This window comes from Paraglaciecola sp. IT1134 (assembly GCF_058068185.1).
Genome location: NZ_CM176486.1, coordinates 1,914,721 through 1,927,627, shown reverse-complemented (window position 1 = coordinate 1,927,627; position 12,907 = coordinate 1,914,721). Strand labels below are relative to the sequence as shown.

Annotated in this window: 8 protein-coding genes, 2 pseudogenes and 1 riboswitch; of the genes and pseudogenes, 7 read left to right on the top strand and 3 right to left on the bottom strand. The window is 42.6% G+C overall.

From position 1 onward, the window contains the following. Nucleotides 1-133: 133 nt before the first annotated feature. The 6 genes and pseudogenes from AC3RV5_RS08545 to AC3RV5_RS08520 all read left to right on the top strand — a co-directional run. Complete coding sequence (locus tag AC3RV5_RS08545; protein ID WP_489731503.1) at nt 134-328, top strand: hypothetical protein; 195 nt, start codon at nt 134-136, stop codon at nt 326-328. A gap of 56 nt (nt 329-384) precedes the next feature. After that, nucleotides 385-639: pseudogene (locus AC3RV5_RS08540) on the top strand (transposase); the annotation flags it as partial. Between the two features lie 219 nt (nt 640-858). Next, nucleotides 859-2,211 (top strand): IS110 family RNA-guided transposase, encoded by a 1,353-nt coding sequence (locus tag AC3RV5_RS08535; RefSeq protein WP_489731502.1) that lies wholly within the window; start codon nt 859-861, stop codon nt 2,209-2,211. 96 nt (nt 2,212-2,307) lie between these two features. Next, nucleotides 2,308-2,676, top strand: a complete 369-nt coding sequence (locus tag AC3RV5_RS08530) for an IS3 family transposase (protein ID WP_489731501.1) — start codon at nt 2,308-2,310, stop codon at nt 2,674-2,676. Nucleotides 2,677-3,315: 639 nt separating this feature from the next. After that, entirely contained in the window at nt 3,316-4,839 is a 1,524-nt protein-coding gene (gene ltrA, locus AC3RV5_RS08525) for a group II intron reverse transcriptase/maturase (RefSeq protein ID WP_489731500.1), read from the top strand. A gap of 80 nt (nt 4,840-4,919) precedes the next feature. Further along, a pseudogene (locus AC3RV5_RS08520) lies at nt 4,920-5,393 on the top strand (IS3 family transposase); the annotation flags it as partial. Nucleotides 5,394-5,443: 50 nt separating this feature from the next. Here AC3RV5_RS08520 and AC3RV5_RS08515 read toward each other — a convergent pair. From AC3RV5_RS08515 to AC3RV5_RS08505, 3 genes are all read right to left on the bottom strand, one after another. Beyond that, nucleotides 5,444-6,163, bottom strand: coding sequence for a SapC family protein (locus AC3RV5_RS08515; protein ID WP_489731499.1), 720 nt, complete (start codon nt 6,161-6,163; stop codon nt 5,444-5,446). A 10-nt stretch (nt 6,164-6,173) separates the two neighbouring features. Next, nucleotides 6,174-7,727 (bottom strand): tryptophan halogenase family protein, encoded by a 1,554-nt coding sequence (locus tag AC3RV5_RS08510; RefSeq protein ID WP_489731498.1) that lies wholly within the window; start codon nt 7,725-7,727, stop codon nt 6,174-6,176. A gap of 130 nt (nt 7,728-7,857) precedes the next feature. Further along, on the bottom strand, nt 7,858-10,653 hold the full coding sequence (locus AC3RV5_RS08505) for a TonB-dependent receptor (protein ID WP_489731497.1): 2,796 nt from the start codon (nt 10,651-10,653) through the stop codon (nt 7,858-7,860). A gap of 1,009 nt (nt 10,654-11,662) precedes the next feature. After that, nucleotides 11,663-11,776, top strand: a riboswitch (guanidine-I (ykkC/yxkD leader). 54 nt (nt 11,777-11,830) lie between these two features. Between AC3RV5_RS08505 and AC3RV5_RS08500 the strand changes: the two genes are divergently transcribed. Then, a complete protein-coding gene (locus tag AC3RV5_RS08500; RefSeq protein WP_489731496.1) occupies nt 11,831-12,889 on the top strand; it encodes a putative urea ABC transporter substrate-binding protein in 1,059 nt (352 codons plus the stop codon). The last annotated feature ends 18 nt before the right edge of the window (nt 12,890-12,907 follow it).

Sequence of the window (12,907 nt, the reverse complement as noted above, 5' to 3'; positions counted from 1 at the left end):
AACAGGAGCATGATCTAGATCAGGTTGTGTTCCGGTTAATTTTGAAAACAACAAAATTTCGGGTTGCGCTTTAATTTAACCCCAGTCCAGTTAAAGCTAAGACATTTATAGGGAACTAGGGCCTAACCAGAAAATGCTCACCAATAAATTAACATTAACGCTGGCATCATCAAGCTATATTATTGTTGTTGCGATAAACCTTGACTGGGTGCACTCTGATATGGGCAGCCAGCATGCAATCGATACAAGAGAGCAAATAGAACCTAAACCAACTGATATTAATGAAAGGCTATCAATCGAAGATTCAGGTAAGCTATGTTCTGGTTAAATGGCACCGGACACTTTAATAAGAGACAATTAACCGTCCAATATTAAGGAGTGAACATGACACAAAAACGTAGTTATAAGCAGTACCCAAAAGAGTTTAAAGAAGAGGCAGTTGCGCTGATATTAGAACAAGGCTATTCCGTCCCAGAAGCAGCTAAATCATTGGATATAGCCACCAATATGCTCTACCGCTGGAAAGAGCTTCACGAGCAGCAAGTCCAGGGGAAAGTGCTTGCTGAAGATGAGCGTGAAGAGTTAAAACGCCTGCGCAAAGAAAATAAAGAATTGCGCATGGAGAAAGAGATTTTAAAAAACAGCCTAGATACCCCGCTTTCCCCCATCTGATTAGAAACACCCAGCTATACTTCGAATGTTCCGGAAATGGTCGTTCGCCTTTTGGAGATGAAAAATCCCGTCAAAAAACCTGATCCAGGGGAGTAGCGGACCCGATGTTGGTGGCTTTATAGACCCCGTTTAGGAAAGTGATGTAATCCGCGCCCCGTCCGGACATCTAACGAGATGAGGTGCATCATGAGTACACAATCCAAGAAATCCCAATCTTTGCCTGTCATCCATCCGGACTCGGCAGGTATTGATATCGGTGCAAGCTTTCATGTGGTGGCTATTCCGCCCGATAAAGCTGATGAGCCAGTCAGAACCTTCAATGCCTTTACAACAGACTTACACAACATGGCCAAGTGGTTGGTTAGTCATGGAATTACGACTGTAGCGATGGAGTCAACGGGCGTGTATTGGGTTCCAGTATATGAAATTCTTGAAGAGTATGGGCTTGAAGCAGTGCTTTCAAATGCACGTGATACGCGGTCAGTTCCTGGGCGTAAAACAGATGTGAATGATGCTCAGTGGATCCAAAGACTGCATGCCTGTGGATTATTAAAAGCCAGTTTTCGTCCGACGACCTTAGTTGTGGAGTTGAGAAGTTACCTGCGAGTACGTGAGCGATTGTCGGATTACGCCGCCGCGCATATACAACATATGCAGAAAGCCCTGACGTTTATGAATATACAGCTGAATCTTGTAGTGTCGGATATCACAGGTGTGACTGGTATGCGTATTATTCGCGCAATAGTCGCCGGAGAACGCACACCCGGCATACTCGCTGCTTATCGAGATAATCGTTGTAAGTCGAGTCAGAAAACAATCGAAGAGGCCCTAAAAGGAAATTACCAGGCTGAGCATATATTTGCGTTAAAGCAAGCCCTGATTATGTACGACGCTTATCAAGTGCAAGTCCATGAATGCGACGTTGAAATCGAAGCCGTACTAGCGAAACTATCCATCGGTTTAGAAAAACCAGTTGCCCCTTTACCCAAGCCTAAACATCGTACAAAGCAACCCAATCAATTGCACTTTGATGTGCGAACATCTCTTTATCATTTAGTCGGCTCGGATTTGACCCAAATTCATGGACTGGGCCCTTATTTGGCGTTAAGGATGATTTCTGAGTGTGGAACCGATATGACAAGGTGGCCAACGGCCAAACATTTTACCTCTTGGCTCACCCTGTGCCCAGGCTCCAAAATAAGTGGCGGTAAAAAATTGTCATCACACTCTCGAAAAAGTAACAATCGCATTGTGGCACATCTGCGGTTAGCCGCTACGACCGTGGGTCGCTCCAGTACAGCGCTAGGTGCATTTTATCGACGTTTGTCCGCTAGAATTGGTAAAGCCAAGGCGGTGACTGCCACTGCTAGGAAGATAGCCGTGCTTTTTTACAATGCAATGCGTTACGGCATGCAATACCAAGATCCCGGTGCAGATCAATATGAAAAGGACTATCGAGATAGAGTGATTAAAAACCTAAAGCGAAAGGCTGAAGAATTTGGCTGGGAATTACACCTCAAAGCAGAATGTGTTTCTTAGGAAGGCCAGTGCCTTCTTCGCGAAAGAAATGAAGTAAAATTTCGTTTTATAAAGACACAAGCTACATACTATCCGGTACGTATCTTGTGTCGCGTGATGAAGGTCAGTAAGTCAGCCTTTTACGCTTGGTGCATTCGTCCTGGCAAGTTGATTACGGCAGATGAGCTAGCGCTTTACCGTGAGGCCAAGGCGCGGTTCAAAGCCAGCCGAGAGAGCTTAGGAAGCCGAGAATTGGCCAAAAAGCTTAATGAAACAGGTTATACAATCAGCCGATACCGTACCATCAAACTGATGAAACAGTTGGGGCTTGAGGTGACACAGCGAGTCGCTTACAAAGTCACGACTAAGCGCAAACACAGCGATAAAGTCGCTAATAATTTGTTGAACCAGAATTTTAATCCGCTCGGTTCTGACGAGGTCTGGGCCGGTGATATTACCTATCGTGTGCTCGGAGTTCAGCACTAGCATGGAATGCTTAAATGAACCACGAGTCTATTTGAAATTCATAAATGAAATGGCAGGAGCCAGCTTATTTATGACGCCATCTGGTTGTGCAGGTGGCAGAGTCTGGGCGACAGTGACTTATTGTATGCTAATAAGGTGATGTAACTCGCTGACAACGGGGAGTGAGGCGAATTCGTTACGCCAAGATGCTCTTCTAGGCTAAGTATTGGACGGATGAAGAACATGAACCGATTAACCCGCATCTATGGGCTGAAATGTCGCCACTGCCTACACGAATTAACAGGCAGTATGGTGCAGTAAGACTGTTATAGGTATGGACAGAATTACCAAATTGATGAGTTAAATATATGAGCTCAGCAAGGGACAAGCGCAATATCACAATTCTGCGCTTGAGCACCATCACCTTACAGCACGATAAGGTTAAAGACTGCGATCGGCATCCACCCCAATATGTTTGAGTTCAAATAGGTGAACCGAGGAAGGCTTGTTTTGAATGCTAAGGGAGCAGACCCCGATGACAAACAGGTTGGCGGAGCGTCCGTAGTAGTCTGAGATGGGGAAAACCTATTACATGGCGAAGGGACACAGTTTAATTGATTTGCGCGAGTAAATTACCTGACCTTAACAAGGTGAAGACCTTTGATAATCAGTGAAATGCAACGTAAATTGGCAACATGGACATCGACTGATAAAACTCGCCGAGTCAATCGGCTGCTAAGAGTTATCAGTCATCCAGTATGGCTGCAACATGCAGCTAATATCACGCTTTCATCAGCAGGCGCGAAAACCGCTGGCGTTGATGGAATGACTAAGTCACACATGCAGGCTAGCCTTGATATTCACCTCGAAGACATTAGGCAAGCACTACTGTCGGGCGATTATCAACCCATGCCTGCAAGGCGTGTGTACATTCCAAAATCCAACGGCAAGCAGCGCCCACTGGGTATTCCTACCTTGAAAGACAGAATTGTGCAACGTGCCATGCTCATGGCGATGGAGCCAATATGGGAAAATGATTTTCACTCATTATCCTATGGTTTTAGACCGGAGCGGAGTGTTCATCATGCGATCCGAACTGTGCAGTTACAACTGAACGGTGCAGATGTGCCAAGAGGACGCTGGGTAATTGAAGGTGATTTATCAAGTTATTTTGATACTGTGCATCATAAATTACTGATGAGTTGTGTGCGCAAGCGCATTAATTGTGAGCGATTTAACACCTTGCTTTGGCGTTTTATGAAAGCCGGTCATATCGAACGCAATTTATTCTGTGCAACGAGCCAAGGAGTGCCACAAGGTGGAGTTATCTCGCCATTGCTGTCAAATATTATGCTTAATGAATTTGACCAATATTTAGATCAACACTACCTGTCAAAGAAAGCGCGAAAAGACCGCTGGTATTGGAATCGTACTATCCAAGATGAGCGCCCAGTTGCTGTTAAGGAAAATCGACAATGGAAACCAGCTGTTGCTTACTGTCGTTATGCCGATGACTTTGTTGTCATCGTCAAAGGCAGCAAAGCACAAGCAACTGCGATACGTGATCAGTGTCGAGACTTCCTAGAAGGTAAACTCAAACTGACATTAAACATGGATAAAACTCATGTTACGCATGTTAACGATGGATTTATCTTCCTTGGCCACCGGATCATTAGAAAGCGAGGGCCAAAGGGCAGTATGCGCGTGGTGTCGGGTATTCCTCATGGTAAAGCAAAAGCGTTTTCACATTCGCTTAGCCAAGCCTTGTCGAGCGATTACTCGTGTAGCAAGGTCGATAAAGTTGAGCAGATTAGCCGTAAACTCAAAGGCTGGGCACAGTTTTATCGGCATACCGATTTTACTGCCAAGGTGTATAGTAAAATCGACCGTGTTGTATTTTGGAAACTAGCCAAGTGGCTGGGCAGAAAGTATCGCTGCTCTATCAAATCTTTATTGATGAAGTGGATAAGGCGACCTTCTGCTGGTCAGGCAACGACATGGGTAGTGTATGGTAAATCCAATAATGGAATTGTATGTGGGGCTTCACTATTTCGCTTAGTGAGCAGCCCCAAAATGCGGTTCATGTGGCGATTGCCAGAAACGAATCCATATCTACGGCTGGAAGAAAGAAATACGATAACGTCTCGCTACAAAGATGTTGCTATGGCTGTCAGCCATAATTAAATGGAGAGCCGTATGCGCTGAAAGGTGCACGTACGGTTCGGAGAGGAGAGGCTGAGAGATAGTTCGACTACGCTTGGCCTCTTACTCTACTAAAAACGGCTGAGGGTTGGATGTATCTGGCTATCGTAATGGATTTATATTCCCGACGGATTGTGGGATGGCAAATAGAAAAACGCATGACCACAGATTTAATCAGTAAGGCGCTCATTAAGGCCGTGAATCTGAGGCAACCCAGGGCTGGTCTTGTGTTTCATAGTGATAGAGGCTCACAGTACACCAGCAGGCGATTCAGCAAATTGCTTAAAGGATATGGTATTCGCGCATCGATGGGCGATGTTGGGGCGTGCTGGGATAACGCGGTAGTCGAGCGGTTCTTCGGGAGTTTAAAGCACGATTGGATATTCAAAATTGCTCAACCAACTCGTGAACATATGAAGCAAGACGTGGCTGCCTATATGAAATATTACAATCAAGATCGACTACATACGGCCAATGGCAATATGTCACCGATTAAATATGAAATATCTCAAAAGAAAGTGTCCGGTTGTAGTTGACCAGAACACTATTTAATAGCAATTGCAACAAGATGGCAATTTGAGTCTACTTACCTTTTATTTGCCCAATTAATTAATTTTTGAATATGTCCAACTGAAGCAATAATCATATAGCAAGCTTGAATATACCCTTTGCTATAAAAACTCACTAACATATCGCCTTTCATGGCAGCTAATTTCTCTTCGTTAATACCATAAAACCCTTGAAGGACTTTTTGATTACCTTTAGCTAGGGACACTTTTAATTGCAATTGTTCAACTAAACCTTGTTTAATCAAAGCATCAATAAAGCTATCAGTTTTTGGTAAGCCTTGTAATAAGCGAGCCAATAAGCCGCTGATGTTTTTAAGATAGTCTGTCGCGCTACCTTGTTCATCAAATAAGGCTTCGCCGCCTTCTTCTGTCACTCGTTTGTGCTCTAACTGGATTGTGACCACTGTATTGTTTGGACTTGGCTGAGCACCGGCATCGCCTGTTACCCCCATTAAAAAAGGGTGTCGCCTTATATGCAAAGGCAGGTAATTGGCGTTCCATTGGTCATTTTGTAAATACAAATTTATACCTGACTCTAAACCACTCAAAGCATACAAGCCAAATCGGCCAGTATTTGGATTTTTTAAAAAACAGACTGGGTACTCAGTCACTAGCGATCGAAGTTCATCAGCAATCACTGGAATAGTATTGACATTTTCACCAAATTTTTCGCCACGCGAGGTAATAACACGAATGTTTTTATGTTCAGCAGGGTTTAACAACGTATAGGTCGACAAGGGTAACTCCTTATATCGGCTGTAGTCCGAATTGATAAATCTTGTTTAATAATTCTCTATTAGTTGGCATGGCGGCCAATAATTTGGAGCTTTGCTGTGCATTTTGTTTAAACAATAATTTGGCACGTTCAGTATTTTCTTCAGATAGACCTAAATGACAAGGTTCAGTTTCAAAGCCCATGCCATACAAAACGTATTGATAACTGGCAGCAGGGAATACTTCTCTGGCGAGCTCAAAGTCTTCATGCCACGGTGTTTTATACTGCCATAACGTTAACAACTCTTTTAGACTATCGGGAATAGTGCAGGGATCCCTGTGATCAATCCAAAACCGGTTATCTTCGCGTTTGTTGAGCATATAATGAAGTTTTAAGAAATCAATAATGCAAGCCCAGCGATATAAAAATGTTTTGTTGAAGCGTTTTGATACGATATCCATCGACGATCTATTTGCCGGCATTTGCTCGGAAATCATTTCCGCTGAAATTTCGACAAGTAATAATGCTGATGCTTCTAGAGGCTCTAAGAAACCTGCCGACATACCAACCGCGACACAGTTTCGTTTCCAAAAAACTTCACGATGACCGGCTTTTATATCAATTTCTCTCATTGATAGGGCTTCTGGGTTATCGTGGTTTGAACGAATGTAATCGAGGAGTTGTTGGCGAGCAGTGTCACTATCTATATATTTACTCGCATAAACATGCCCTACTCCGCGACGAGTTGATAAACCTATATCCCAAATCCAACCTGCTGTTTGTGCGGTAGAAATAGTATGTGAAGCAATAGGGCTATTCGGGTGTTCGTAAGGTACATGCACAGCCAATGCTTTATCTACAAACAACACATCTTGACAAGATTTGAACGGAACTAGTTGATTATCACCAAGCAAAAGCGACTTAAACCCCGTGCAATCAATAAATAAGTCCCCTCTTATTTCCCCATGAGATTTAGTTGATACTGACTCAATATCACCGCAACCAGAATTATTCACCTGGGAAACGTGGTCAAGCACATGTCGGACGCCAAGGTTTGCGACACAATGCTTTTGAATAAATGTAGAGAAAGTTCCCGCATCCAAGTGGTATGCATAATTAGAGATTGCAGCGTATTCTGCTGTGGCAATTTGTTTGGGTGCTAAGCCCCGTTCACACAAATATTGTTGATAACACACTGATTCAGAAAATGATAATTCTGGGTGATTGACTAACCAATGCTCTGCTAAATTAATATTGTCGAAATCTTGCGGTAACACCAATGGATGATAATAAAAATCATCCTCTTTGCCGGTTACCCATTTTGCAAATTTAGCGCCTTGTTTAAATGAAACATGGCATTCTTTAATAAAATCAGTTTCACGTACCCCTATCATTTTTAAGGTCTTACGCATAGTTGGCCAGGTACCCTCCCCCACGCCAATAATGGGCACGTCGGGAGATTCTATAAGCGTAATAGTGAATCCAGACTTATTGTTCTTTTTAAGTTTTGCCGCTATAACACCAGCAGTAAGCCAACCAGCAGTTCCACCACCAACAATAACAATATCCCTAAGCGCTTTTTGCATACTGATACACTCCAACAAGAAAATATAGTCTGCTACATTGATTAACAACTAGTCAATTGTAAAAGCCGCCATATAATCGGCGGCTTTTACAATTTTCACATTAACTATTACCAAAACCACTCGTTGATAATTAAAACTTGGCACTCACCCCTATGTTAAAGCGAGGTCCATATTGCTCTGCGTCAAGAACTTGTTCTTGAAAACGACCATGACGACGAACGGTTTCATTAGTTATGTTAAGCCCATCAAAAGATACAGACACTGTCTTATTGATATCGTAACTTAAGCTTACATCCCATTGACCATAAGCCTCAACAAATGTCGGCTCACTACCTAATGACTGTAAGAAATCGTCACGCCAATTATAGGCTAAACGCACCTGAAACTGGTCGTTTTCATAAAAACCAACTAAGTTGGCTGAATCACTCAAGCCTGTGAGTGCCGCACTTTGATCAAAGTTAAACACGTCGAACGTTTCGTCGCTGTTGACGAGTGTATAATTCGCAACCGCGCCATAGCCCGTCTCACCAAGGAAGTATTGTGCATTAAGTTCCCAACCATCAATAACTCGTTTTTCTAGGTTTAAAGGCGTTGTTACTTCCCAGGTAATGATCGGATCGCCTGAGGCACCAAGACATACGGGATTAGGTGTTGCGCTATCGTCTGGACAAACGCCATCAGTTCTCGGGTTTGCACTTGGATCGGTAATAGGATTACCATTTACATCGTTAATTACACGATTTTCTGAACCACTACCAATAAAGTTGTCAGTGTACTTTTTAAAGTAAGAAACCGATGCGGTACTACCATTGTCTGCATACCACTCGAAAGTTAAATCGAAGTTATCGGATGTAAGCGGCAACAAACTAGGATTACCTTGAGAAGCCCTGAATGGACCTTCAGGCCGAGGTGCAAGTAGGTTAGTGCCGGGAAACAATGAACCAATGCCAGGACGGCCAATGGTGCGAGAGTAGGAGAAACGAGTTACAATTTCTTCGGTGACGTTTAAAGAAAAGTCAAAATTCGGCAAGATACGCGTATAACTACCTGTCACGTTTTGTGCCGCTGGTGTGCCATCAAATACAATTGCCAGCTCTTCTACGTTCCTAAAGTTAAGCGCAGTTATGCCTTCTTGTACGGTAAACGCTGTGACATCAGTCTTTTCATAACGAACGCCAACATTAAGGTCAACATCCATGCCGTTAAATTCAGTTTCAAAATCAAACTTCACATAAAGTGAATTTGTTTCTTCGGTAACACCATTTGTTGATACATTTGGGGCACCAAACTGGCCTTCAGCACGCACTATATCAATAAATTGATTAGCACTGTATTGCGGGAGCAATGGAAACAGGTTGCCTTGACCTGAAAATTGGTCCGCTGTGTCGCCAAGAGGGACAAAGTTCAAATCCAAATTTGTGAGCGGAATATCCACGAAGAAAAACGACCCACTGTTATCAGTAATGACTTCATATTCAGTCGATTGAAAACCAAAGTGAATATTCGTTAATGCACCACTTTCGCTATTTTCCCAGTTACCGGCAAGATGGATTTGCTTAACATTATTTTCCATTTCTAATCCGCGTTCCTGATACAAATCAGATACAAGATTAGCCTTGTCATAGGCTGAGCCAGGAATGCGGCTGTCATCAACAGTGATAGAGGGGATTTCACCAGAGAAATTGGCACCAATATCTACGCCAATATCATTGTCATCACCAAACTTAGGGTTCTTTAGGTTTGCTATTCTTTCATATATGCCGTCTGGATTAGCGTGAGAAGTAGAATCATGAGCATCTAGCGTAAAACTTAAGCTTTCAGTAGCTTGCCACTCAATGTTAATCCCAAGGGAGTCATTTTCTTTTTTCTCAAAGTATTCCCATGCCCAAAAGTTTAATTCATCATCAGGATCAAATGGGTCGATAACCGTACCATTCGTATCAGCTGTTCCAAAGGGGTCGTCAAACCAATATGCAGAACGGTTTGTGGTACTGGATTCTTCGAAACGAGAAAGCGTATAGTCAGCGGAAATAACGATCTCGTCAGTGGGTGCAAATTGTAGGACTAACTGTGCATTTTGACGTTCACGCTCAGTATCAAAGCGTTCAACAACTGCTGTCCAAGGGTTCCAAAATGCCTGGGTTGGATTTTTCGATGTATCTATCGCAGACGTGTCAATTTGTGAACGATTACCACGGTTGCGTACCCATCCATCTGTGCCTACCCGATCTCGACCGGAATCACGCTCAGCATGGGATGCAGAAAACAACACGCCAAGTTTCCCGTCCATGAATACGTTACTCACCATGCCGGATACTTCTGGTGTGATGTTGCTACCTTTTTCAACACTCGTGTCAATAACTCCTTGCGCACTAACAAACGCTTTAAAATCACCATAGTCAAAAGGTTTGGCAGTTTGAATATTAATGTTTGCGCCTATACCGCCAGAGGAAATATTGGCTTTACCTGTTTTATATACTTCCACACCGGTAACGGACTCAGAAGCAATTTCTCTAAAGTTAAAACTTCTACGAGGGCCTATTACAGAAGAACTCGGCATTTGCCGTCCATTCAAGGTTACCAAGTTAAATTCTGGACCAAAACCGCGCACAGTAACTTGGCTACCTTCGTTATTTGCTCGGTCAATGGAAACACCAGTTATCCGCTGCAAGGATTCTGCTAAGTTGGTATCAGGAAATTTACCAATATCTTCTGCAGTAATGGCATCTACAACGCCAGATGATTCTCGTTTTATGTTTGCTGAACTGGCTAAAGAACCGCGTATTCCGCTAACGTTGATGACTTCTAGATTATCGTTAGCAGAAGCATCTTCTTGCGCAAATGCATTTCCTGTTACAGAGACGCCACCACTAGCAACTACTATAGCTAGAGCGATAGTATTGAGTTTAAATTTTTCGATTTTCATATGACCCTCTTTAACCGTCTAGCGGCTAGCAATTTATTTATTGTGTGCGTTTAATCAAACATGCATTGCAAACAGCTCCCTGTAAATTGTAGATTATAGATTGTTTACAATGCTACATATTCTCAATCTTTTTTTGATAAATTTCCACCGCTTTGTTAAAAAAGTTAACAAATATTGAGATCACCAATGTAATCAACTAAAAAACCATTTAAATATCAATATTTTAGTAGATTTTTGTAAACTTAAATTTTTTACGAAATTAAACGGTTGGCAGCTGTTTGCGTAATAAACTAGGATGTAAATTGCGTCTAAAAGTGAGCCGTCCTGGACTTTCGCCAGAGGCAAACAATAGTGTCGGTGCGGTGTGACTGGTTTAATGAGACTTTTGCTTAGGCAAATTAAGCCGTTCAAGCAGTGGATCGCAAACCGATTGAGTCACATCGCGTTGGCTAAGTTACTTAACGTTTCTCGCGTAAACATACCCATTGTCTTTACCGAGCGTATCGAGTCTCTTAGGTCAAAATACGAAACATCATTCATCTCAATAGCGCGGTCAGAACTTACGATTTTAGTGTCACCAATAACGCCATTTACGATTGCCCCGCTTATTGCTAGCTTTACTGTTCGATAACCGCCGATGAACTTGACAATGAAGTGTTATTGAATTCAAACGAAACATTATTGATAATTTGTTCAACTTCATTGAGTCGCAAGGGTGTATTACGAAAATATTAAACGATATCTTTGATGATAGTTTACTCTTTCAAAATATAATGCTCATTGTCAGTGGGTTCGATAAACATAGCATGCACTAAAATGGCTATTTTGGTGCGATTTGAAACATTCTGGTGCACATTTGTAATGCAGCAGCATATATTCTGTTCCATTATCTACAAACCTGCCTCCTATCCCATTGATTTGTAGTTACATATAAATAACTTCTAATGTTGGCAAACTTTGTGCTTATTCACATATATCCGTACCCTTAACTGTCGCGGATCTACAATTTGAAATAGTGGACTAGGGTTCCGGTGGTAAACACCACGTCTGGACCGAGAGCTCACGACCTCAGTTAATATCCTCATTAACGTAGGTTACACGGCGGGATAAAAGCCCGGGAGACTTGATTGGCGCAGCCAAGGGTACTCAATGTGTAACAACAACGTTCTTGAGGGTTATGATGATAAAATTTATTCCAGTACTACTTCTTTTATGTAGCGTGTTAGTTCCGACACAAGCTGCTGCCCAAACTAAACAAAACTTTAAAATATGTTGGTCTATCTATGTGGGATGGATGCCTTGGGCGTATGGCGTTGAAAAAGGCATAGTCAAGAAATGGGCAGATAAATATGATATCGAAATCGACGTTGTGCAAATAAACGACTATATCGAGTCTATCAACCAATTCACGGCTGGCGCATTTGATGGGTGCACCATGACAAACATGGACGCATTGACCATTCCGTCTGCAGGAGGCATAGATACAACGGCTTTAATAGTAGGTGATTTTTCTAACGGAAATGATGGCGTGATCCTCAAAGGTAACGGCGACTTATCATCCTTAAAAGGCAAAAACGTCAACTTGGTTGAGTTGAGTGTTTCCCATTATCTGCTGGCCCGTGGACTTGAAACCGTTGGTCTGCAAGAATCTGATATTAAAGTGGTTAACACCTCAGATGCCGATATGGTTGCCGCCTATTCTTCAGGTGAAATTAGCTCATTGGTCACCTGGAATCCCATGCTGAATGAAATCACTGCTATGCCAGGCGCATCCAAAATCTTCGACTCTTCACAGATCCCAGGTGAAATTATCGATACCTTAATGGTTAATACTGACACCTTAAAAGCCAACCCTAAACTCGGTAAAGCTTTGGTAGGTGCATGGTATGAAATCATGGAGAATATGCAATCAAACAGTCCTGAATCTATTGCTACTCGCACTTATATGGGTCTCGCTTCGGGAACTGATCTAAAAGGCTACGATGAGCAACTTGCCAGTACCGAGATGTTCTATACCCCCGACCAAGCCCTTGAACTGGTAAATAGTAAAAAGCTAATCACTACCATGAAATCCGTTGCCGAATTCTCTTTTAAGCATGGTTTATTAGGTGAAGGAGCCCCAAGTGCTGGCTTTATCGGTATCCAAACCCCTGCTGGTATTTTTGGTGACAAAGGTAACATCAAGCTGCGTTTTGACCCTACCTATATGCAAATGGCGACTGACGGCAAACTGTAATCAAATATATTTCGTCGT

Bases quoted from the DNA above. Each gene is read 5' to 3' on its own strand.
- AC3RV5_RS08505 (WP_489731497.1), bottom strand. From the start codon at position 10,653: ATGAAAATCGAAAAATTTAAACTCAATACTATCGCTCTAGCTATAGTA.
- AC3RV5_RS08530 (WP_489731501.1), top strand. From the start codon at position 2,308: ATGAAGGTCAGTAAGTCAGCCTTTTACGCTTGGTGCATTCGTCCTGGC.
- AC3RV5_RS08500 (WP_489731496.1), top strand. From the start codon at position 11,831: ATGATGATAAAATTTATTCCAGTACTACTTCTTTTATGTAGCGTGTTA.
- AC3RV5_RS08545 (WP_489731503.1), top strand. From the start codon at position 134: ATGCTCACCAATAAATTAACATTAACGCTGGCATCATCAAGCTATATT.
- AC3RV5_RS08535 (WP_489731502.1), top strand. From the start codon at position 859: ATGAGTACACAATCCAAGAAATCCCAATCTTTGCCTGTCATCCATCCG.
- AC3RV5_RS08510 (WP_489731498.1), bottom strand. From the start codon at position 7,727: ATGCAAAAAGCGCTTAGGGATATTGTTATTGTTGGTGGTGGAACTGCT.